This window comes from uncultured Oscillibacter sp. (assembly GCF_950073225.1).
In the GTDB taxonomy this organism is placed as follows: Bacteria; Bacillota; Clostridia; order Oscillospirales; family Oscillospiraceae; genus Oscillibacter.
This window is the reverse complement of sequence record NZ_CATMPS010000011.1, coordinates 1-20,467: the sequence shown is the minus strand read 5'-3', so window position 1 is coordinate 20,467 and position 20,467 is coordinate 1. Positions and strand designations below refer to the sequence as shown.

22 protein-coding genes are annotated in these 20,467 nt (G+C 59.7%); 2 read left to right on the top strand and 20 right to left on the bottom strand.

Annotation, left to right across the window (positions count from 1 at the left end; all coding sequences use genetic code 11):
* Positions 1 to 36: 36 nt before the first annotated feature.
* From Q1M04_RS07505 to fliD, 5 genes are all read right to left on the bottom strand, one after another.
* Entirely contained in the window at positions 37 to 1,809 is a 1,773-nt protein-coding gene (locus Q1M04_RS07505; protein ID WP_297997704.1) for a methyl-accepting chemotaxis protein, read from the bottom strand.
* A gap of 69 nt (positions 1,810 to 1,878) precedes the next feature.
* Positions 1,879 to 2,616: a cell division ATP-binding protein FtsE gene (locus Q1M04_RS07500; RefSeq protein WP_293279570.1), complete on the bottom strand. Its 738-nt coding sequence runs from the start codon at positions 2,614 to 2,616 to the stop codon at positions 1,879 to 1,881.
* Positions 2,617 to 2,762: 146 nt separating this feature from the next.
* A complete protein-coding gene (locus Q1M04_RS07495; protein WP_293279568.1) occupies positions 2,763 to 3,149 on the bottom strand; it encodes a hypothetical protein in 387 nt (128 codons plus the stop codon).
* 9 nt (positions 3,150 to 3,158) lie between these two features.
* Positions 3,159 to 3,536: a flagellar export chaperone FliS gene (fliS, locus tag Q1M04_RS07490; RefSeq protein ID WP_297997702.1), complete on the bottom strand. Its 378-nt coding sequence runs from the start codon at positions 3,534 to 3,536 to the stop codon at positions 3,159 to 3,161.
* Positions 3,537 to 3,563: 27 nt separating this feature from the next.
* A complete protein-coding gene (fliD, locus tag Q1M04_RS07485; RefSeq protein WP_297997700.1) occupies positions 3,564 to 6,413 on the bottom strand; it encodes a flagellar filament capping protein FliD in 2,850 nt (949 codons plus the stop codon).
* 165 nt (positions 6,414 to 6,578) lie between these two features.
* Here fliD and Q1M04_RS07480 point away from each other — a divergent pair, with 165 nt between their 5' ends.
* Positions 6,579 to 7,376, top strand: a complete 798-nt coding sequence (locus tag Q1M04_RS07480) for a ParA family protein (protein WP_295756118.1) — start codon at positions 6,579 to 6,581, stop codon at positions 7,374 to 7,376.
* A gap of 35 nt (positions 7,377 to 7,411) precedes the next feature.
* Positions 7,412 to 8,086, top strand: coding sequence for a late competence development ComFB family protein (locus Q1M04_RS07475; protein ID WP_297997697.1), 675 nt, complete (start codon positions 7,412 to 7,414; stop codon positions 8,084 to 8,086).
* Between the two features lie 189 nt (positions 8,087 to 8,275).
* Here the strand turns inward: Q1M04_RS07475 and Q1M04_RS07470 are convergent, their stop codons facing one another.
* From Q1M04_RS07470 to fliN, 15 genes are all read right to left on the bottom strand, one after another.
* The gene (locus Q1M04_RS07470) at positions 8,276 to 9,565 is read right to left on the bottom strand and encodes an EAL and HDOD domain-containing protein (RefSeq protein WP_297997695.1); all 1,290 of its coding nucleotides are present in this window, start codon (positions 9,563 to 9,565) and stop codon (positions 8,276 to 8,278) included.
* A 15-nt stretch (positions 9,566 to 9,580) separates the two neighbouring features.
* On the bottom strand, positions 9,581 to 10,513 hold the full coding sequence (locus Q1M04_RS07465; RefSeq protein WP_295756108.1) for a chemotaxis protein: 933 nt from the start codon (positions 10,511 to 10,513) through the stop codon (positions 9,581 to 9,583).
* 53 nt (positions 10,514 to 10,566) lie between these two features.
* Positions 10,567 to 11,046 (bottom strand): chemotaxis protein CheD, encoded by a 480-nt coding sequence (locus Q1M04_RS07460; protein ID WP_293278967.1) that lies wholly within the window; start codon positions 11,044 to 11,046, stop codon positions 10,567 to 10,569.
* Entirely contained in the window at positions 11,036 to 11,665 is a 630-nt protein-coding gene (locus Q1M04_RS07455; protein ID WP_295756105.1) for a chemotaxis protein CheC, read from the bottom strand. Before Q1M04_RS07455 ends, Q1M04_RS07460 begins: the two co-directional genes overlap by 11 nt.
* 14 nt (positions 11,666 to 11,679) lie before the next feature.
* Complete coding sequence (locus Q1M04_RS07450; protein ID WP_297997692.1) at positions 11,680 to 12,465, bottom strand: flagellar hook-basal body protein; 786 nt, start codon at positions 12,463 to 12,465, stop codon at positions 11,680 to 11,682.
* A gap of 11 nt (positions 12,466 to 12,476) precedes the next feature.
* Positions 12,477 to 13,247, bottom strand: a complete 771-nt coding sequence (locus tag Q1M04_RS07445) for a flagellar hook-basal body protein (protein WP_293278970.1) — start codon at positions 13,245 to 13,247, stop codon at positions 12,477 to 12,479.
* A gap of 3 nt (positions 13,248 to 13,250) precedes the next feature.
* Entirely contained in the window at positions 13,251 to 14,087 is an 837-nt protein-coding gene (locus tag Q1M04_RS07440; RefSeq protein ID WP_297997690.1) for a sigma-70 family RNA polymerase sigma factor, read from the bottom strand.
* Positions 14,084 to 16,195, bottom strand: a complete 2,112-nt coding sequence (gene flhA, locus Q1M04_RS07435) for a flagellar biosynthesis protein FlhA (protein ID WP_297997688.1) — start codon at positions 16,193 to 16,195, stop codon at positions 14,084 to 14,086. Before flhA ends, Q1M04_RS07440 begins: the two co-directional genes overlap by 4 nt.
* A 91-nt stretch (positions 16,196 to 16,286) precedes the next feature.
* The gene (flhB, locus tag Q1M04_RS07430; protein WP_293278973.1) at positions 16,287 to 17,360 is read right to left on the bottom strand and encodes a flagellar biosynthesis protein FlhB; all 1,074 of its coding nucleotides are present in this window, start codon (positions 17,358 to 17,360) and stop codon (positions 16,287 to 16,289) included.
* A 42-nt stretch (positions 17,361 to 17,402) separates the two neighbouring features.
* On the bottom strand, positions 17,403 to 18,167 hold the full coding sequence (locus Q1M04_RS07425; RefSeq protein ID WP_295756098.1) for a flagellar biosynthetic protein FliR: 765 nt from the start codon (positions 18,165 to 18,167) through the stop codon (positions 17,403 to 17,405).
* Between the two features lie 11 nt (positions 18,168 to 18,178).
* On the bottom strand, positions 18,179 to 18,442 hold the full coding sequence (fliQ, locus tag Q1M04_RS07420; protein WP_297300741.1) for a flagellar biosynthesis protein FliQ: 264 nt from the start codon (positions 18,440 to 18,442) through the stop codon (positions 18,179 to 18,181).
* A gap of 14 nt (positions 18,443 to 18,456) precedes the next feature.
* The gene (fliP, locus tag Q1M04_RS07415; protein WP_293278977.1) at positions 18,457 to 19,131 is read right to left on the bottom strand and encodes a flagellar type III secretion system pore protein FliP; all 675 of its coding nucleotides are present in this window, start codon (positions 19,129 to 19,131) and stop codon (positions 18,457 to 18,459) included.
* Between the two features lie 7 nt (positions 19,132 to 19,138).
* Entirely contained in the window at positions 19,139 to 19,510 is a 372-nt protein-coding gene (gene fliO / locus Q1M04_RS07410) for a flagellar biosynthetic protein FliO (RefSeq protein ID WP_295756093.1), read from the bottom strand.
* Positions 19,511 to 19,514: 4 nt separating this feature from the next.
* Positions 19,515 to 19,883, bottom strand: coding sequence for a response regulator (locus Q1M04_RS07405; RefSeq protein ID WP_293278981.1), 369 nt, complete (start codon positions 19,881 to 19,883; stop codon positions 19,515 to 19,517).
* An 80-nt stretch (positions 19,884 to 19,963) separates the two neighbouring features.
* Positions 19,964 to 20,467, bottom strand: a 504-nt coding sequence (fliN, locus tag Q1M04_RS07400; protein ID WP_300447139.1) for a flagellar motor switch protein FliN, incomplete at its 5' end; no start/stop codon positions are given.

Here is a 20,467-nt window from a genome sequence, read left to right as displayed (position 1 = left end):
CAGCTCGCGTCTTACTTTGGCCGGCGGAACAACCGCTTAGTACTTGCTGAAGGCGCTTCCGCCGCTGGTGTAGCCGGTGTCATAGGAGGTGTCGGCGCTCTCCTCCGTGTAGGCGGGGGCAGTGTAGGTGCTGGTTCCGCTGTCGTTGCGGAGGCGGAACTTGCTCAGCAGATCCTTCATCAGGCTGGCCTGGCTGCTCAGCTCCTCGCTGGCGGCGGCGGACTGCTCGGAGGTGGCGGAGTTGGTCTGCACCACGCTGGAAATCTGGTCGATGCCCTCGGTGACCTGGGCGATGGCGGAAGCCTCTTCCTCCACGGCCTTGGCAATCTCCTGGAGGGCGGACATGGACTCGTTGGTGGCCTGGACCGTCTTGTCCAGGGACTCGGAGACCCGCTTGACGATTTCGCTGCCGTACTGAACGGAGGTGATGGAGTTGTCAATCAGCTCCTTGGTGGCCTTGGCGGCCTGGTCGGACTTGGTGGCCAGGTTGCGCACCTCGTCGGCTACCACGGCGAAGCCCTTGCCGGCGGAGCCCGCCCGGGCGGCCTCCACGGCGGCGTTCAGCGCCAGGATGTTGGTCTGGAAGGCAATGTTTTCGATGGTGGCGATGATCTTTCCAATCTCCTCGGAGGAACTGGAGATTTTCTCCATGGCCTTGACCATCTCTTCCATGTAGTCGGCGCTCTCCCGGACCCGCAGGTCGGCGTTCTTGGAGTGGTCGATGGCATCCTCGCTCCGCTTGGCGTTGCTCTGGGAGCGGCTGGAGATCTCGGCGATGGTGGCGGACAGCTCCTGAACGGCGCTGGCCTGCTCGGTCGCGCCCTGGGCCAGGGCCTGGGCGCCGGTGGACACCTGGTCGGAGCCGGAGGAAACCTGCTCGCCGCTGAGGCTGATCTGGGCCAGGGTGTCGCTGAGGCTGCGGTTGATAATCTGGATGGACTTGAGCATGTCGGACAGCTCACCCACGTAGTACTGCTCAGCCTCGGTGCGGCAGTTGAAGTTGCCCTCGCCCATCTCCTCCAGGAGGCGGCAGGCGTCCTTGATGACGCTGTCCAATACCTTCTGGCTGGTCCGCAGGGCGTCGCACATCTCGCCCAGCTCGCTTTTGCTCTCATAGTCCACGGGGATATCCAGCTTGCCCTCGCTGAAGCCCACCAGGGCGGCCCGGACCTTCTCCGTGGGGATTACGATGCTCTTGATGATGATCAGGGCCAGCCGGAGCACCACCAGAGTGGCAATGACCATAGCTACCACAATGCAGATCATGGCAATGTTGGAAACCGTGCTCTGCCGCTTGATGATGGCTTCCTGCTCCGCCTGGAGCTTGGCGGCCAGTCCTTCGCCGGCGGTGGCCATTTGATTCAAAGCGGGAGTGCAGTCATTGACCAGCATCTCGGCTGCCTTCTGCTGGTTTGTACGGGCCGTCTCGCCGATGCTGGCGGCCTCCTTCTCCCAGGCCTCCACCAGGCTGATGAAGGAGTTCAGCTCAGTCTTGTCGTCCAGGGGATAGGTATTGGACAGCTCGGTCAGCTGGGTGCTCAGCTCACTGATTTTACTGTTCGTGGCGTCCACATTGGTCATGTCGCCGGACAGCACCGCGTCACGCAGATTCCGGGCGGCGATGTTGTAGCTGATGCGGCACTCGGACACCAGCTCATTGGACGCCACGTACTTATCCAGAATGTCGGTGTACTGCCCCTTCTGCATCGCCATCAGGACCAGCGACACGATGATGATGATCGCGGAAACAACGATGGTGATCCCGAACCCCATAATCAGGCTCTTCCTGATCTTCATGTTTTTTATCATTTCCTGCTTCCTCCTCGTTTTCTTAAATGCGTCAAGATTTCTTTTATTCTAATCGGCTTCCCGAGGCTTTCACACCACGTCGCCGTATCTTCCCTTCTCGACATCGCCGAAAATCTTCCCGTCCACCAATGTAATCACCCGCCGGCGCATGATGTTGACATACCGGCTGGCGTGGGTGGCCATGATGACGGTGGTGCCCATGCGGTTGACCTCCTGCAAAAGCTGGAACATATCCCAGATGTTGTCGTCATCCAGGTTGGCCGTGATCTCGTCCAGCACCAGAATGGGGGGGCTGTTGATAAGGGCCCGGGCCAGCTCCACCCGGCGGCACTCGCCAATGGACATCTCCACGGGATACCGGGCCTCCACGCCCCGCATTCCCACCAGGCCCAGCACCTTCTTCACCCGGAGATCCACATGCTTGCCGCTTTCAAAGCGGCGCCGTCCCACCTGGGCGGCCACCCAGAGGTTTTCCTCCACGGTCATTTTCCGGATGAGGCTGTGCTCCTGCTGGACCTTGCCGAAGAGGATGGCCATGCGGTTCTGGCTCCAGGGAATCAGCTTGGAGAGGTCCTTTTTATCCAGGTACACCGTGCCCTTGTCGGGCCTAATCTTCCCGGAAATCAGGTCCAGCAGCGTGCTCTTGCCTGCGCCGCTGCTGCCGACCAGGAAGACAAACTCCCCCTGCCGGATGGTCAGGTTGATATCCTCCACGCCGACCTCATACTTTTTACCCTTCTGCTCTTTTTGCTGCCGTCGGTCCAGCTTATAGTTCTTTGTCACATTTTCCAGCGTAATCGTGGGCATACTCTGCGCTCCCGTAGTCTTGAATCATGCCTCCGGCAAACTGGGCTTCGTCCTCCGCCGGGCGGCGGTTTCCCGGTATCCGTCCTTACGCGCGCAAAGGCGGGAGCCCGGACAATCCGGCCGGGCTCCGGCTCTCGCGCGTTGTCTTATTTGTAAATGGACTTCTCTCGTGCCAGCTTGCGGTTGACCACCTGGTCCAGCTCCACAAGCTGCTTCAAGACCCGTTGATTCACGCCGATCTGGGCCGTCAGCGGAGCCTCTTCCGCCGACTCCGCCGCCTCGCCCCTCAAAATGGCGGAAAGGCGGGCGGCAGCGGAGGGCGGCAAGCTCTGCCGCTGCTGGTCCAGGGCCTGTTTGGCCTGGGCCAGCTTGTCGGTGGGTTCCTGCCGCATAGAGACCAGCATCTGCGCCGCGATATGGTCGTCCCGGTCCACGGCGTCCGCCAGCTGGCGGGTCAAATCCAGGGCCTCGTTCAGCGCGGTATAGATTCGTTTCAGCTGTACGTGGGCATCCATCAGCGCCGGTGCTTCCATCTTGAATCCCTACTTTCCCGAGTCTCCGCTCTTTTGCGCCTGGCGGAAGGCGTCCCGCAGTTCGCCCACCATGCTTTTCACATGATCCAGGACCTCCTTGCGGCGGCCGATTTTCGCCCGGCCCAGCTCATAGGTAAAATACTCGTACAGCTGGGCCAGGTTTTTGCTGATGGGATACTGCCGGTCCAGCGTGGAGTCCAGGTAGTCGATGATGGCGACCGAACGCTCAATGGAAGCCTCATAGACGGGATAATTCTGCTGATCCAGCATGAGCTCCGCCTGAGACAGGCGCTTGTACAGCTCGTCATACAAAAGCAGCAGCAGCTCCCCCTGGGTCATGGTGTTGACGCTTTGCTCCTTGTATGACTGGAAGCCTTTCATATCCATTGTTTGTGGATCACCGCCTTTTTAAAATCAGCCGCCCATCAGCTGGGAGAAGTAGGAGCTCTGGGAGTTCATCTGCTGGATAAGCTGCTCCAAGCGGGAGAACTGGCTGGTGTAGTGGTCGATCTGGTCTTCCATCTTGTCCTGCCAGCGCTCGATCTGCTCGTCAATCCGGTTGAGCTCTTGTTGAATGGTATTGTTGTACATGGTGCTGGGGGCCAGGGCGGAGCCCGCCTTTTCCACCAGCAAGCCCTTGCCGCCCTCGGTCTTTCCGTACATGTCCAGGGGCTGCTTCAGCGCCTGCATCAGTCCGTTGCTCTTGGCGCCGGATTCCATGCTGGAGGTGAAGGCGTCCCGAACCTTGTCGGGGTTGTTGTTCAAGGCGGTCCGGAACTTATCCTCGTTGAATTCCAGGGTGCTCAGGCCGTTGGAGTAGTTCACGGTGATGCCCGCCTCCCGGAGGGCCGCGCCGTGCTCGCCGGTCATGGAGACGGCGGAGGTCAGGCGCTGGTAGAGGGAAGCCAGGTCCCGGTCGCCGAAGAGGATGCCCTGCTTTGCCTTTTCGTTCCAGTTCTTGATGGCGCTCTCGCTCATGCCCTCCTCGTCCTCGGAGGTCAGGGGCTCATAATACGCGCCGTTGGATCGCTGGGCGGGGAGGGTGGAATAGGCGTCCTTAATCTCTTTCGCCATGGCGTTGTAGTCTTCTACCATCTGCTTGACTGCGTCCACAATTTTGTCCGCATCGGAGCTGGTCTCGAAGGTAACGCCTTCCGCCTTGGTATCCTTGATGGCCGTTTTGTTCATGACCGCGCTGCCTTCCACGGCCTGGGACGCGTCCGCGTCAAACCGGAGGCAGTTCTGTGCGTCCACACGGGCATAGACCTGATTCCCGTCCTGGTTTGTAAAGGTCAGCTTTCCGTCCGCGTCAATGGTGCCGTAGACGGTTTTCCCGCTCTTTTCGTCCGTGAATTCCAGCTTGTCTCCATTTTCAGAGGCGGCCTTCTCTACTCCCTGGAAGCTGAAGAGCAGTCTTCCATCTTTGTCCTTCGCCTGCTCGGACTCATACCGGATGTTTCCGTCTTCGTCCGTCTGATAGCCGAAGGTCCCCTTGAGGTTAATGGTCATGCCGTCCATTTCCACCTCGTTGGAGCTCCGGGTAATCTCTCCCAGGGAGGTGCCGTTGACGCTGGCCTCAAAGATGGCGTCCTGGCCCTTGGTATAGGTTCCCCGCTTGTCGTCATCATAGGTGCCGGGGGCCCCGAACAGCTTGGCGGAAAGACCCTCAAAGCCAATTCCATTGGCCGCTCCGGTTTCCTTGGCGGCGAAGCTCAGTTCATTGGTCAGCTTGGAGTAGGCCACCTTGACCCCGGAATCCGCGTTGCTGTTCATGGCGTTCATGACGGTTTGCAGGGTGGTGTCCTTGCTGAACTGTCCGATTTCCTTCCCGTTGACCTTGAAGGAGTAGAGGGTGTTCCCGTCCGCGTCCTTCTCATAGATATAGTTTCCGTTATCATCTTTTAGGTACTGGCCAGGGATGTCCTTTCCGTCCTTGTCCTTTGCGAGAACCTTGACGCCCTCCAGGCCCTCGAAGCCCTTGTCGCCCAGGAGCTCGCCCAGGGTCTTGCCGGTGTTCAGGTAGCTGGTGACCCGGTCGCTCTCGCCGAAGCCCAGCATCTCGCCCTTGGTGGAGCCGATGGCGAAGGTGGAGCCCTTGGGGGCCGTGAACTGGAACTGGATGCCCTTTCCGTCCGCGCCTTCCTTCCGGTTGGCATCGCTGACGGTCAGCTTTCCTTTTCCAAAGGCGTCGTCAATGTTCTTCTGGAGCGCCTCCAGGAACTTCGCGTCCCGTGCCTCTCCCGTAAACTGCTCGGGCAGGTCGTCCTTGCCCGGCAGCTTGACGGTTTTGGTCTTACCGTCCAGGGTGATTTCCATGCTGCCCCCCCGTGTGGACAGGTACTCCAGTGTGCTCATTTCGGTGGTCTCCAGAGCGTCGTCCGAGAGGGTTAGGGACTTAATCTGCTTGCCCGCCTCGGTGCTGGGCTCTTTTCCGCCCAGCAGCTTCTCCTGTATGGAGCCGGTGGCGGCGCTGACATAGACGCCGTTTTTCTTCGGGTCCGTAAAGGTGATCTGGCCATCCTCTCCCACCTCGGCCTTTATCACGTTGTCCAGCAGATCTTTGCCCGTATAGGTCTTGGTTCCAATGGAGACGCTCTGCTCCTCCAGCTGCTTGTTGATGTCATCCACCAGCTTTTGAGCTCCGCTCTTTGTCACGTTGCCGTCGGCGTCCACATCGTCCTCATAGGTTTTGGTCTCGTCAAATTCGATGGTCAGATAGCTCGTAGCGTTTTTGCCGCCGTAGGCCAGGGTCAGGGAGCCGTCCAGATTGCCGATATCGATTGGCTTATCCAGATCCAACGTCCCGGAGGCGGCGGAACTGACGCTGTCCTTTCCAAAGGCGGCGGTGGTGCCGTCCAGCGCCACGCCGCTGAGCTTGTAGGTAGCGGCGGTGGCCAGCTGGCGCACCCGGTCGATGCGGATATCGCTGTTGGCCCGGCCGGAGGCGGACACCAGGTCCTTGTTGGCGCCCTTGGAAACCGTCTTCACCGCCTGGTCAAAGAAGCTGGTGGACATCAAGTTGTTGGCGGACCGGTAGGAGGTGTACTTTGAGAGGAAGGAGGACATCTTGCTGATCATGCTCCTGTAGGCGTCCTGCTTCCACTCGGTCTTGGTTCGTTTCTGGCTTAGTGCGGAGATTTTGTTTTTGTACGCGGAGATTGCGTTTTCGATCATGCTCTCCGTGTCCATGCCGCTGGCAAGGCCCGTAATCACATTTCGATTTCCATAGATACTTCTGGAACTGCTTACGCCGCTGACTGCCATATCATACAACCCCTTTCAGGAATTCTGGTGACGGCCCGGCCCTCTCGGGGCGGGGTCTATCGAAGTTAGAATTTTTTTGATATTCCTCTATGTTTTTTTATCGACATATAGTATAATAAAAATAAGAGGTCCCCGTTTAGTTTTTACAGTAAGGAGGAAAATCCTTTGACACAGGTCATCACTGTCACGAATCAAAAGGGCGGCGTGGGCAAAACCACCACCGTTTCCGCGCTGGTCTGCGGCCTGAAGCAGCGGGGCGCGCGGGTTCTGGGCGTCGATCTGGACCCCCAGGGCAACTTGGGCTTCACCCTGGGCCTGGACATCGGCGAGTGCAAAACCGTCTACGACGTGCTCACCGGCGCCTGTCCCATTGAGCGGGCCATTTCCCACACGGAATACGGCGACATCCTCGCCTCGGACATCATGCTCTCCACCGCCGAGGTGGAGTTCACGGCCCCCCGGCGGGAATTCATGCTCTCCCAGCAGCTGGACGTGGTAAAGCCCAACTACGATTTCATCATCATCGACACCCCGCCGGCCCTGAACATCCTGACCATCAACGCCTACGTGGCCTCCACCGGGCTCATCGTCCCCATGGAGGCGGAGGTCTTGAGCCTTGTGGGCGTCTCCCAGATTCAGGATACCATCGACACCGTCCGCAAGTCCTTCAACCCGAACCTGAAGGTTCTGGGCATCCTTTTGAATAAGTACGACCGCCGCCTGACCCTCTCCCGTGAGATTCTGGATCTGGCGGAATCCGTGGCGGAGCAGCTGGACAGCCAGGTGTTCCACACCAAGGTCCGCCGCAGCGTCAGCGTGGCCATGGCCCCCGCCCACGGGCAGAGCGTTCTGACCTATCAGCCCGGGTCGAAGGCCTCCGCCGATCTGCGCAGAATTGTGGACGCCGTGGCGGGCCCGGACTTCCCGGCCCCCCGCCCGGCCCCCCGTTCCAAGTGGTTCTAAGTTTTTGATTTTTCTGATGTAAAGGAGTTTTCGTTATGGCATCCAACAACAGCAGCAAAACCGCCCATGTAATGAACCTGCTCAGCAAGAACCGGGGCAGCGCGCCCGAGCCCCCGGCGGAACCCAAGGCGGAGCCCGCGGCGCCCCAGGCAGAGCCCGCGCCCCAGGCGGCCCCGGAGGCGGAGCCCGCCCATGCCGCGCCGGTGGCTCCCATCATTTCCTCCATCACCGCCGACGCCGCCGTCTCCTCCCAAATCAAGGACGCCCTGGAAGCCGAGCTGGAAGCAGCCCCCAAGGCCGCCCCCACGGCTCCCGCATCCCAGGCGGCTCCGCAGAGCGAATCCGCGCCCCAGGCGGCCCCGGCACAGGAAGCGCCCGCCGCGCCGGTCCGGGAGGACGCTCCCCAAGAACCGTTCCAGGAAGAGGAGGAGCAGCCCTCCTATATTAACGTCATGCAGATCCTGGTGGAGGAAAAAGCGGATGAGTACATGAAAATGTTCGGCATCTGCTGCTGCGACAAGTGCCGGGTGGATGTGCGGGCCTACGCCCTGAACCATCTGCCGCCTAAATACGTGGTCTTGAGCCAGAACGAGCGGGTTCCCCGCCTTACCGTCTACGAGAGCCGGTTCGCCAGCGACGTGACCTCCCAGCTCATTCAGGCCTGCAAGAAAGTCATGCTCACGCCCCATCACTCCCGGCCGGAGAATTAAGTCCCCAGGGGGAACGCCCGTTCTGCTTACGAAGGAGGCCCCGAAACGGGGCCTCCTTTTTTGGGGCCGCGCGTTTCCATGCGCCCGCCGAATGTTCAAGGCCTTCGCGGCATTCCTGAAATTTGTTCAGCCCGGCGAAATCACGGTTCGCCGGGCTGTTCAAGTTCCCTATCCTGCTCCTTCCCCGGCTCACTCGCTGTCCTCGGGCGCGGCGCCGGCCTCCGGCTCCAGGCCGGCGGCGGTACTGCTCAGCTGCTCCCACAGGACGTTGACATTTTCCATGCAGGTGAAGTATACATTGGTCAGAATCTGGTTGGGGATGCCCAGCTCCTCCGCCAGGGCGGTGATGGCGTTCCAGTTGGCCGCCTCGTAGCTCAGCAGCAGCTCGTAGAGCTTGCCGCAGCGGCCTTCCTTCTTTACCAGCGCGTTTCGCACCACGTCCGAAACCGGGAGCTCTTCCAGGATTTCCTCCAGAGGCGCGTCCACCAGGTGGTTCAGTGTGGAGAACATGCCCATCAGATAGGCCTCCGCCGGGGTGATGGGCATATTTTTGGCGTACTTCATCAGCTCCTTGCAGAAGGAGGCCCGCATGAAGGAGCGCTTCAGGAATTCCTCCGTCCCCGCCTCGGCAGACTCGGTGCTGACGCTGGCGCTGAGGAGGTAAATCCACTGCTTCAGCTGCCCAAGCCCCAGGGTCATGATGGCCTGGTGCACCGTCGTGGCCCGGTTCCGCAGGGCGAAGTAGGCGGAGTTGGCCACCTTCAGCAGGTTGTACGTCAGGCTGGCGTCCATGGAGATCAGCTGCTCAATCTCGTCCACGTCCGGCTCATCCCGGGTGATGGCCACCATCAGGCGGAAGAAGCTGGACTGGAGATAGGCGCTGGAGTGGACCCGGGTGGTCATCTGCTCGGCAACATAGGTGCCCTCCAGGCCGTCGGCCTTCATCAGCAGCGCCTTGCGGTACTGCTCTTCCGTGTCCACGTTGGTGATGATGCATTTTTTCTGCATGCTGTGGGCCACTTCCACAATGTTGTGCATGGCCAGCTCCGGCGTGGTCTGGATGTTGACTTTGATGTAATCAATGCTGTCCAGCAGGGCCAGGTACCGGGGGGCGAACTGGAATTCGTTCACCGCCACCTTATAGCCCTCTTTCGCGTATTGGTTGACAAAGTGCATGGACAGCGGGTGGATGATGACACTGTCGTTAATCTGGATGACAAGCTCCGTCTTCTCGAAAAGGCGGGGCGTCTTTTTCATCAGCAGCGTCGTCGTGAAGGTCATGAAGTTCAGGGACCCCCGCAGCGTCGTCGTACTGTTCTGAGTGAGGAAGCTGTAGATCGTGTCGGCGGAGGCGAATTCCTTGGCCTGGGGGGTCTCTACGGTGAAGGCCTGATTCTCCCCATGGTACAGAATCTCATACCCCAATATCTTCCCCTGGGGATCCTTGATCGGCTGCCTTACGATGTATTTACTGCTCATGATATCCCTCCGCGATTATTCTCGCCGCCCGGCTTCTTCCAGCAGATGGTCGATGACCCGGACCAGATGGCCGATCTCCGGCTTGCTCATCTGCTCGTCCGCGCCCAGCTCCTTGCCCTTGCGGCGCATCTCCTCGGTAATCAGGGAGGAGAAAATGATCAGCGGCAGGTGCTTGAAGTCCTTGTCGTCCTTCACCAGCTTCGTCAGCCGGTGGCCGTCCATCTGGGGCATTTCGATGTCGGTGATAATCAGCGCCACCTCGTCGTCAAAGTTGTCGTGGCCCCGGAGGCTGTTGAGGTACTCCCACAGCTTGCTGCCGTCCGGGAACATCCGGGTATTCCCGTAGCCGGACTTGTGCAGGGCCTCTTCGATCATCTTGCTGAGGAGCACGGAGTCCTCCGCCACCAGGATGACGGCGTCGCTCCGCTTCCGCTCGCCCAGCTGGTCGATCTCGGACATCTGGATGGTGGTCTCCGGGGCGATTTCCGCCACGATTTTCTCAAAGTCCAGGATGGTCACCAGATCGTCGCCGCACTGGGCGATGCCGGTGGCGATGCCCTCGTTTCCTCCGGCCACGGTTTTGTCCGGCTTCTGGATGCTTTTCCAGGAGATGCGGCTGATGCCCACCACCGTGTGGACCCGAAAGGCGATGTTCATCTTGTTGAAATTGGTGATGATGAACAGGTCCTTGCTCTTTTTCTCCCCAGTCTCGCCCAGGAGGTACGTGGGCAGATCCACCACGGTAATCACTTTGTCCCGGGGCTTGAAAATGCCCTCCACCGCCGGGTGGGCATGGGGCATGTGCTTCACGGGCTGAGAGACCAAAATCTCCTTGACCTTCGCCACGTTGATGCCGTACAGGCTTTCATTGATGGTGAATTCCATGACCTCGATCTCATTCGTGCCTGACTCCAGCAAAATGCCCCGCTTGTCCTCTTCCAACAACATTCCGAACACTCCTTTCAGTGCTTGACTCTATATGCCATACAAAAATGAGCTTGTTAAAAAATCATCTCCGGCCGGCCGTAGCTCCGAACGCAGGCCATTCCCGTGGCGGGGTCGAACAGCAGCGTCCGGGCCACGGAGCCCCCCACGTCCTCCTTCAAAAGCTGGATGCCCTCCCGCTTCAGGTGCATGCGGACGCTCTCGATGTTGCGCTGGCCGATGTTTCCCAGGTTTCCGCCGCTGATTTCAAACATCTTGGCCCCCCCGGCGATCTTCGCCGTGATGCGGGACCGGGACGCCCCCTTGGACTCCATCAATTTCAGCGTCTCCCGGATGCCGGTGTCCGCGTACTTCATGGTGTTCTTCCGGCCCGGCTCCATGTTCAGCGGCAGCATGATGTGAATCAGCGACGCCAGCTTGATCCGCTGATCATACAGGCAGATTCCTATGCAGGACCCCAGGGCGTAGGTAATCAGCATGCCGGAGCCCTGGGCCATTTTCATATCCGCGATTCCAACTGTGATCTTACTCTCCACTGTTCACGCCCAGCTTCCTTAATAAAAAGTTCAGCGACCGAATATCCGGCGACAACAGCAAACGGCAGGGAATCTCCTTTCCATTGCAAATAAAGTTTCCGCCGATGGTCATGATGTAATTGGACTGTCCGCCGTACTCCGCCATGGGCACAGCCATGATGGCCCCCTGCATATCCACGGTGAAGGCGGGCACGGTCAGCTTGATGTCCAAGTCCGCCAGGCCGCTGAGAGCGTTGATGAAGGTGGAAATCATGATGTTGCCCACCTCGGTCAAGGCGGAGCGCTCAATTTCACCCAGCTCCATGTAATCCTTGATGGTTCTTTCCATCATGCTCTCCAGCACCAGGTTCACGAAGTCCAGCTGCTGCACCGACAGCATGATGCCGCTGAGCTGTCCGCTCATCCCCACCAGCACGCCGGCGGTGATGGGCTCCGGGCCGCCGATCCACTCGATGGCCTCGTTGTATTCCATGATGCGGACCTCCGGCTGCTGAATGCGCACGGGCTTGCCGATGAGGGCCGACAGGCTGGTGGCGGCGTTGCCGGTGCCGATGCTGCCGATTTCCTTCAGGGTATCCAGCTCCAGGGAACTGAGTTCGTCATAGCTTTTAATGATCATGCCCTTCCCCTCTCTTAGCTGCGCAGGCTGTTGATGGTGGTCTCAACTTCGTCGGAGGTCTGCACCATTTTCAGCGCCATGCCATAGGCCCTCTGGGACTCGATCACCTTGGTCATCTCCTCCGCCAGGTCCGCGTTGGACATTTCGATGAAGCCCCGCATCACCGTGCCCCCGCCCTGGCGGATGGTCCCGTTTTTATCAACGGCCCGGAAGCGGGTGTCGTTCACATGCTCCATTCCGTCGTAGTTCATGTAGTCAAAGACGCCCACGGGCTGCGGCTCGTGCTCGTCTCCCACCTCGATCATGCCGCCGGTCTCACTGAGGACGAAGCGCCCCTCGTTGTCGGAGAGGTAGTAGATTCGCTCTTGAATATCCTGGCCGTTTTCGTCCACCTCGCCGGTGGAGCGCATCAGCTCGGAGATGACGAAGGCGCCGTTCCGGGTGAGGGTAATCTCCCCCGTGGTCAGGTCCGCGATGGCAAAAAAGCCCTCTCCCGCGATGGCGTAATCCTGGTCCCGCCGGGTCTCCTCCAGAGGGCCGCTCTTGAAATCCGTGTCCGTGGTCCACAGGGCCGCGCCCACGCCGGAGGGAAGCATCTCGAAACCGGGGTCCTCCCCTTCGTAGCCGCCTTCCGTGGCGGTCCCGACGCCCTTTAGATCGTCGTACATCAAGGAGGCGAAGCGGCTCTTTTCCGCCCTGAAGCCGTAAGTGTTCAGATTTGCGATGTTGTTGCCGTGGACTCCCAGCCGCATAAGCTGCTGGTGGGCTCCCACAGCCGCAATGAAAAAGGATTGATTCATAGGCTTCCTCCTTAGGCGAAGCGGCCGACCTCGCCGGTGGCCTTGGTCATCAGCTGGTCATACATCTTGGTGACCTGGGCGGCGCTTTGCAGCGCCCGCTGATAGGTAATCATCTCCGTCATCTGCTTGACCATGTCGGTGTTGGAGCGCTCCAGATACTTGTTCCAGATCTCAAAGTCCTCGCTCTGCCGGGCGCCCTCGCCGGTAAACAGGCCCCGATCGTTCCGCTCCAGGGCCAGGTTGTCTTCAAAGCTGAAAACGCCCAGCTGGCCGATGGCGGTGCCCCCGCCCTGCTCCGGCGGCTGGTCGAAGTAGATAACACCCCGGCCGTCCCCCCGGATTTTGTCGGTGCCCAGGTAAATGGGCTGGCTCTGGGGGTCCAGCACCTGGCCGAAGCCGGGCAGGCAGAGGTAGCCCTCGTCGTCCAGGCAGAAATTGCCCATCCGGGTATAGGCCACATTGCCCTCCGGGTCCTGGACGGCGAAGAAGCCGTCTCCCACAATGGCAAAGTCCAGGGGCAGCTCCGTGGGCTCCGGGATGCCCTGGCTGTAATCCGTGTAGATGTCGCTGGCCGCCCGTATGTAGCTCTGCCGGCCGATTTCCGTGCCGCCGCTTTCATTCACCGTCACCCGGCTGTACATCACGTCGTCAAAGGTGGTCGCCACATAGCGTTCCTGCTTGTAGCCCGACGTGGAAATGTTCACCATATTGTTGCCGATGACATTGAGATTGTGCTGATGGGTCAGCATGGCGGAGGTCAGATTGTAAAAGCCTTTATACACGCGTTATCCCCTCTTCCTCTTAGGTTTCGGCTCCGGTTCGTCGCCCAGATAGTTTTCCATATACGTCCGCAGCTTCTGAATGGCCCGGGTGTGAATCTGGGAAATGCGGGGCTCGCTGAGCTCCATGACCTGGGCGATTTCCTTCAGGTGCAGATTCCGTTCATAGTACAGGGAGAGGACGATCTGCTCGTTCTCCCGCAAAGACGCGATGCCCTGGGCCAGGGCCCGCTGCATTTCCCGCTCCTGGAGCACCAGCTCCGGCTGGCTCCTGGCGTCGCTGGAGGGCACCTCCAGCGGGTAGCCCGTGGCCTCCCGGGTGTCCATCAGCACGTCCAGGGACAAGACGTTGCTCAAAGCGATGTTGGCGGCGTCCTTCTGGTACCGCTCCTGGGTAATGCCCAGGTGCTCGGCAATCTCCCCGTCGGTGGGCGTCCGTCCCAGGGCGGCGGACAGCTCCGCCGAGGCCATGTCAATCTCCTTGGCCCGCTTCCGGACGTTCCGGGGAATCCAATCCTGCTTCCGGGCCAGGTCGATGACCATGCCCCGGATGCGCTTGGAGACGTAGGTTTCGAACTTCACGCCCTTGTCCGGGTCAAATTTATCGATGGCCCCCAGGAGGGTGATGATTCCCTCGTTGATGATATCGTCGATTTGGGCGAAGCTGCTGTAGACGCCCCGAATCTGCATGGCGGCGTTTTTAATCAGCCCCTCGTAGCGCAGGACCAGGGGCCACTTCAGGCTCTCGTCCCCCGTCTCCTTATAGAGCTGGAGGAGGTCCTGAGTCTCCATCTCCTCAATCTCCCGCTCGCTGTAGCGAACGGAGGCGGTCACCTCGCTCATGTGCCCACCGCCCTTCTCTCCGTCCGGGCCGCCGGTTCCAGGGTAATGTTCCCGATGGCCTGGATCTGCACGGCGCTGGTGATTTCATTGAAGGACAGCACGTACACGCCGGGGTAGAACTGGGTAATCATCTTGGAGAAATAGCCCCGGATCACCTGGCTGACCAGGATGATGGGCGTCTGGGAGAGGTCGTTGAACTTCTTCATCTGGTTGGCAAGCTGGGAGACGATCTGCTGCATCAGCTCCGGCCCCATGGCCAGATACACGCCCTGCTCGTTCCGGGTGAGGGAGGCGATGATCTTTTTCTCCACCTCCGCGTCCAGGGTGACCACCCGGAGCTGACCGTCCTCGCAGAAGCGGCGGGTAATGGTCCGGGCCAGGGCGCCCCGGACCTGCTCCGTAGCGGCGTCGATGTCCCGGCCCTGCGTCAGGGCGTCGGCCAGGGTTTCCACAATGGCTCCCAGGTCCTTGATGGGCACGCCCTCCTTCAGGAGGTTCCGCAGCACCTTCTCCAGCGTGGAGTAGGAGACGATAGCGGGGATGGCCTCCTCCACCAGCTCCGGGGCGCTGCGCTTCAAATTGTCCACCAGCTGGATGGTCTCCGCCCTGCCCAGCATCTCGTAGGCGTATTTCTTCACCGTCTCCGACAGGTGGGTCAGCATGACGGATAGGGGGTCGATGACGTTGTATCCGTAGATCTCCGCCATTTCCTTGTTCTCCGGCAGGATCCACCGGGAGGGGATGCCGTAGGCGGGCTCGATGGTCTCGATGCCGTCGATTTCCCCCAGGGGGTTCGCCGGCTCCAGGGCCAGGTAGTAGTCCACCAGGATTTCGCCCCGGGCCACCTCCTCACCCCGGATGCGGATGACGTACTGGTTCGTCCCCAGAGACGAGGCGTCGTGGAGGCGGATGGAGGGGAAGACGAAGCCCATGTCCTGGGCGTACTGGCGGCGGAAAATGACGATGCGGCTGATAAGCTTGCCGCCGTGGCTTTCATCCACCATGGGGATGAGGCTGTATCCAAACTCCATCTCGATGGGCTCCACCGAGAGGAGGTTGTAGACATTGTTGATATCCTTGTAGTAGTCGGTTTCGCTGGGGGCCGCGGCCTGGGAGGCCTGCTGCTGCTGTTCCGCCGCCACCTGAAGGGCCTCGGTCTCCTGCCGCTCCCGTTCCATGCGGCCGCTGACGAACCAGCCCACGCCCAAGAGCAGCCCGCCGCCGATGGCCAGGGCCAGGTGGGGCGTATTGGGAATGGCCGCCAGGAAGAGGAGAATGACGCCGGTGGTCATAATGGCCCTGGGCTGATTCTTGAATTGCCCGATGACGTCCTTGTTGAGGCTTCCCTCCGACACGGACCGGGTGACAATCATACCCGTGGCGGTGGAGATCATCAGTGCCGGAAGCTGGGAGACCAGGCCGTCGCCGATGGTGACGATGGAGTACCGGGAGAGAACGTCGGTAAAGGTCCCGCCGTTCATCAGCATCCCGATCAGGACGCCGCCCACAAAGTTGATCATCGTGATGATCAAGGACATGGTGGCGTCGCCTTTGACAATTTTGGTGGCACCGTCCATAGCGCCGTAGAAGTCGGCCTCTTTTTGAATCTTGTGCCGGCGGCCCTTGGCCTCCTGCTCGTCAATGAGGCCGGAGGAGAGGTCCGCGTCAATGGCCATCTGCTTGCCGGGCATGGCGTCCAGGGTGAACCGGGCGGCTACCTCGGCCACGCGCTCGGCGCCCTTGGTGATAACGATAAACTGCACCAGCACGATGATCAAGAAGACCACCACGCCGACGACGATGTTGCCGCCCGTAATCAGGTTGCCGAAGTTTTGAATGACCGTTCCGGCGTAGCCGTGCCAGAGAATCTGCCGGGTGGTGGAGACGTTCAGTCCCAATCGGAACAGCGTCGTAATCAGCAATAGGGAGGGAAATATGGAAAACTCCAAAGCCTCCGAGATGTTCATGGTGATCATCAGGATCATGATGGAAAGCCCGATGTTGACCACCAGCAGGATGTCCAGCAGCTGCGTCGGCAGAGGAATAATCAAAAACAGGACAATGACCACGACGGCGAGGGATATTACGTTGTCAAAAATTCTTCTCAAGCGCCGGTCACCTCCTGTCCCGCAGATTCCTTTCCGCCCCGGCGTGTCTTTCAAGGCCGGACTGCCTTATCCTTTGGACAAAGCGGCAAATTTATTTTACCAATTGATGCTTTTCATTCAGCCGGAAGATGTAGACCAGCACCTCCGCCACGGGGTTGTAAAGCTCCGGGGGAATCTCTTGGTCCAGTTCCGTGTCCGCGTACAGGGCGCGGGCCAGGGGCACGTTTTCCACAACGGCCACCTTGTTCTCCTCCGCGATTTTCACGATGCGCAGGGCCAGGGAATCCTGTCCCTTGGCAAGGACGATGGGGGCCGCGTCCTGATCCGGTTTGTACCGAAGAGCCACGGCGAAGTGGGTGGGGTTTCGGATGACCACGTCGGCCTTGGGAACCTGCTGCATCATGCGGCTCATAGCCCGCTTGCGCTGCATTTCCTTGATCTTCCCCTTGATCTGGGGGTCGCCTTCCGTCTGTTTGTATTCTTCCTTAATCTCCTGCTTGCTCATGCGGAGATTCCGCTCATAATCCCACCGCTGATAGAAGAAATCCACGGCCGCCAAGGCGATGAAGGCGATGCCGATTTTCACAATCATGCTCATCCCTTCGGAAAACAGGTGCTGCGCGGAGGCCAGGAGCTCCACATAAAGATATTTGGCACTCTCATGAAACATCCCCTCGATGCTCATATAGACGATGACCATGAGAATGCTGATTTTCAAAAGCCCCTTCAGGGCATTGATAACGCTCTTTAAGGAAAACAGCCGTTTGAAGCCCTCCAGGGGATTGATGCGGCTGAATTTGGGTTTCATCAGTTCGCTGCTGACCAGCAGCTTGGTCTGCGCAAAGGTGGCCGCAATGGCGCAGCCCGCCGTTACCAGCGTAATGGGAAGCACGCTCCGGATCATCAGTCCCAGGGCCTGCATCACCAGCTCGTTGAGGATGTCGCCAATGACCAACCCCCCCGCCAGATCCACTTTGGAAAAGCAAAAGCCCATAAAGCCCGCCAGCTCTTCCCCGATACTTCCGGCCAGCAGCCAGAAGGTGAAGAAGGACCCCAGCAGCGTGACTACGGCCACTGCGTCCTGGCTCATGAAGACGTTGCCTTTTTTTCGTTCGTCTCTTCGCTTTTTTGGGGTTGCTTTTTCGGTCTTAGAACTGTCCGCCAACTGTCATCCCCCCTTTCGGACGTCCGCGCGGCTTGAAACCGGCTATGCCATCAGCCGCAGCATCGTGTGGAGGCTGTTCAGCATGGTTTGTTCCGCCTCCAGGAGGAACTCGCTGACCGGAAGCATCAGCATCAGCAGCAGTGCCAGGCCGATGATCACCTTCAGCTCGATGTTAATGGAAAACACATTGATTTGGGGAATGACCTTCATCAAAATGCCCATCCCCAGCTGACCAATCAGCTCCGCCGCCAGAATCGGCATACAGAGCTTCACCGCCAGGACGGTACACTCGATAAACAGCTCCAGCGCCAGGTTTGTCAGGTCGTTCCCAATGGAGACGCCGCCGTATCCCACCACCTCGCCGGAGGTAATCATAATCCGCAGCAGCGTGTGGTGTCCGTTCCCGGCAAAGAAGAGCAGAATCATCAGCGTGTTCAGCATCGTGCCCGTCACGGACATGTTGGAGCGTGAGCCGGGGTCATAGGTCTGGTTCATGGTCATACCCATCTGGGTGTCGATGGCCAAACCCGCCATCTGGGGAATATAAAGGAAAAAGTTTACCACCATGCCCAGGGCAAAGCCTATGGCCATTTCCAGCAAAATTGCCCCCGCAAAGGGCAGCATGCCCGCCGGCGGCTCCAGCCGCCCGCCTGTCACCGAATAGGTGAAGACCGACAGCAGCAGCGTAAACCCCGCACGGAAGGTCCCGGGGAAATTCTGGCGGCTCAGCAGGGGATTGAACAGCACGAAGCCGCTCATCCGGGCCGTAATCAACAAAAACAGCGTCAGGGCCCCTTCGTCTATCATAGGCGCCTCCGCTAAATCTGCGTCATCAGGTCAAAGACCTCCCGGGTGTAGTCCTGAAGCGTCGTCAGCATCCAGCCGCCTGCCAGCAGAAGGACGCCCACAATAATGACCACCTTTAAGATAAAGCCGATGGTCTGCTCGTGAATCTGGGTCACCGCCTGGAAAATGGCAATCAGCACGCCGGCCAGCATGCTTAAAACCAGCATGGGCCCGCCCAGCTTGATGACCACGCCCACGGCGTCCCGCATCACGTCGGTTATCATTCCCGTATCCATTCGTCAGCCCTCCGCTAGTGGAAACCCCGGACCAAGGTGGAAAACAGCAGCTCCCACCCGTTCAAAGTCACGAACAGCAGCAGCTTGAAAGGCGCGGAAATCATGGACGGCGGAAGCATAATCATACCCATGGACATCAGCGTGCAGGACACCACGATATCAATCAGCATGAAGGGAATATACAGCAGCAGCCCGATGGTAAACGCCCTGGACAACTCGCAGGTCACAAAGGCGGGTACAATGATCCGCAGGGGAATCGTCTCCACCACCGTCTGGGTGTTGACCTCCTCCGGCATCTCCACATGGGCCATGTCGCAGAACATCTCCAGGGTGTTGGTCCATGTGTTTCGCACCATAAACTCCGACAGGGGCACCACGGCCCGTTCCAGGAACTCCTCCTGCCCAATCTCCTCCGCGGCGTAGGGCTCATAGGCCTCCTCCTGAATGCGGGTGATGGTGGGGGACATGGTGTAAAACGTCAAAAACAGGGCGAGGCCCACCAATACTATGTTGGGCGGCGTCTGCTGTGTGCCCATGGCGTTGCGCAGGAACGAAAAGGAGATGATAAACCGGGTAAAGGACGTCATCATCACCACGAGAGAGGGCAGGAGCGTGATTGCCGTCATCAGGAAAAGAACTTCCAGCGCCTGCACGTTCTCGCCGTTTACATTGATCAGCCCTTCCGGCACCTCCGGTTCACCTCCGCTCTTTTTGCTTCATCATGGTAAGAAACGCCTCTTTAAAGCCCGGCTTCTCACCCTCCGCCGTCTCCGGCGGCTTCCAGGCGGCGGCCTCTTCTCCAGTGAGCTCCGCCAGCAGGGTCACCCCCGCCGTTCCGGCCCCCAGGAGCAGATACCGCTCTCCCACCCGGGCCAGGACCACGCTTTGGTCCCGCCCCAGGGGCAGCCGGTCCAGGACCTCCATCCGCCGTGGCCCGGAAAAAGCGCTCAGCGCGCCCCGGCCCGCCACATATCTTGTAAACCAATAGGCCAGGCCGATGATCAAGACGACGCAGACCAGCATCCACAAAAAGGAGCCCAAGGCCGCGTCCCCTTCCAGGTCCAGCATCCCGTCAGGGATTGCCCAGGATGGTGCTGACGGTCTTCAAAACACGGTCGGGCTTGAAGGGCTTGACGATGAAGTCCTTCGCGCCGGAGCGCACCGCGTCCATGACCATGCTCTCCTGGCCCATGGCGGAGCACATAACCACATTGGCGCCGCTGTCCTTGGCACGGATGGCTTTCAGGGCCTCCAGTCCGTCCATGTTGGGCATGGTGATGTCCATAATGACCAGGTCCGGGCCGATCTCGCTGAATTTTTCCACGGCGTCCGCGCCGTCCACAGCCTCGAACAGCTCCGTGTACCCGTTTTTGCTCAGGGTGTCCTTAATCATCTTCCGCATAAAGGCGGCGTCGTCGACCAGCAGAATCTTCTTAGCCATAGTCTTGTTCCTTCCTTCTTATCCAAAAATAATCATGTATGCCGGATGTTGTTATCTGAAAAGCGCCCAAGCCGGGCCGCTTATTTCTTCACCAGCTCAATGACGGGGTCCTGGACAATCTCGGTGATACGGACGCCGAAGTTGTCGTCAATGACCACCACGTCGCCCTTGGCCACGCATTTGCCGTTGACGAACAGGTCCACCTGGTCGCCCGCCAGCTTGTCGAGGACCACCAGGGAGCCCTTGGAGAACTCCAGGATGTCCTGCACCTTCCGCTGGGTCCGGCCGATTTCCACCGTCACCTGGAGGGGAACCTCCATAATCAGGTCCAGGTTCTGAGCCTGCTCCTTTCCCAGAGCCTCCGCCGGATCGATCTCCCGCAGGGGCGCGGGCCTGGTGTTGATAACCTTGGGCTCCGGAGCCTGATGCACGGGGGCCGGAGCGGCGGCTGCGGCGTTGTTGGCCATGGCCGTGGTCATGGCGGACATCATAGCCGCCATCATCGCCCCGATGTCCGCCGCCGTCGCGGGCTGAGCCGCCGGGGCGGGCTGGGCCGCCGCCGCGGTCTGAGCCGCGGGAGCCGG

Coding starts and splice junctions, on each gene's coding strand:
- fliD (WP_297997700.1), bottom strand. CDS start 6,413: ATGGCAGTCAGCGGCGTAAGCAGTTCCAGAAGTATCTATGGAAATCGA.
- Q1M04_RS07425 (WP_295756098.1), bottom strand. CDS start 18,167: ATGATAGACGAAGGGGCCCTGACGCTGTTTTTGTTGATTACGGCCCGG.
- Q1M04_RS07405 (WP_293278981.1), bottom strand. CDS start 19,883: ATGGCTAAGAAGATTCTGCTGGTCGACGACGCCGCCTTTATGCGGAAG.
- Q1M04_RS07440 (WP_297997690.1), bottom strand. CDS start 14,087: ATGAGCGAGGTGACCGCCTCCGTTCGCTACAGCGAGCGGGAGATTGAG.
- Q1M04_RS07500 (WP_293279570.1), bottom strand. CDS start 2,616: ATGCCCACGATTACGCTGGAAAATGTGACAAAGAACTATAAGCTGGAC.
- Q1M04_RS07450 (WP_297997692.1), bottom strand. CDS start 12,465: ATGAATCAATCCTTTTTCATTGCGGCTGTGGGAGCCCACCAGCAGCTT.
- Q1M04_RS07465 (WP_295756108.1), bottom strand. CDS start 10,513: ATGTTGTTGGAAGAGGACAAGCGGGGCATTTTGCTGGAGTCAGGCACG.
- Q1M04_RS07505 (WP_297997704.1), bottom strand. CDS start 1,809: ATGATAAAAAACATGAAGATCAGGAAGAGCCTGATTATGGGGTTCGGG.
- fliO (WP_295756093.1), bottom strand. CDS start 19,510: ATGCTGGACCTGGAAGGGGACGCGGCCTTGGGCTCCTTTTTGTGGATG.
- Q1M04_RS07495 (WP_293279568.1), bottom strand. CDS start 3,149: ATGGAAGCACCGGCGCTGATGGATGCCCACGTACAGCTGAAACGAATC.
- fliS (WP_297997702.1), bottom strand. CDS start 3,536: ATGGATATGAAAGGCTTCCAGTCATACAAGGAGCAAAGCGTCAACACC.
- Q1M04_RS07455 (WP_295756105.1), bottom strand. CDS start 11,665: ATGATCATTAAAAGCTATGACGAACTCAGTTCCCTGGAGCTGGATACC.
- Q1M04_RS07475 (WP_297997697.1), top strand. CDS start 7,412: ATGGCATCCAACAACAGCAGCAAAACCGCCCATGTAATGAACCTGCTC.
- Q1M04_RS07470 (WP_297997695.1), bottom strand. CDS start 9,565: ATGAGCAGTAAATACATCGTAAGGCAGCCGATCAAGGATCCCCAGGGG.
- fliQ (WP_297300741.1), bottom strand. CDS start 18,442: ATGGATACGGGAATGATAACCGACGTGATGCGGGACGCCGTGGGCGTG.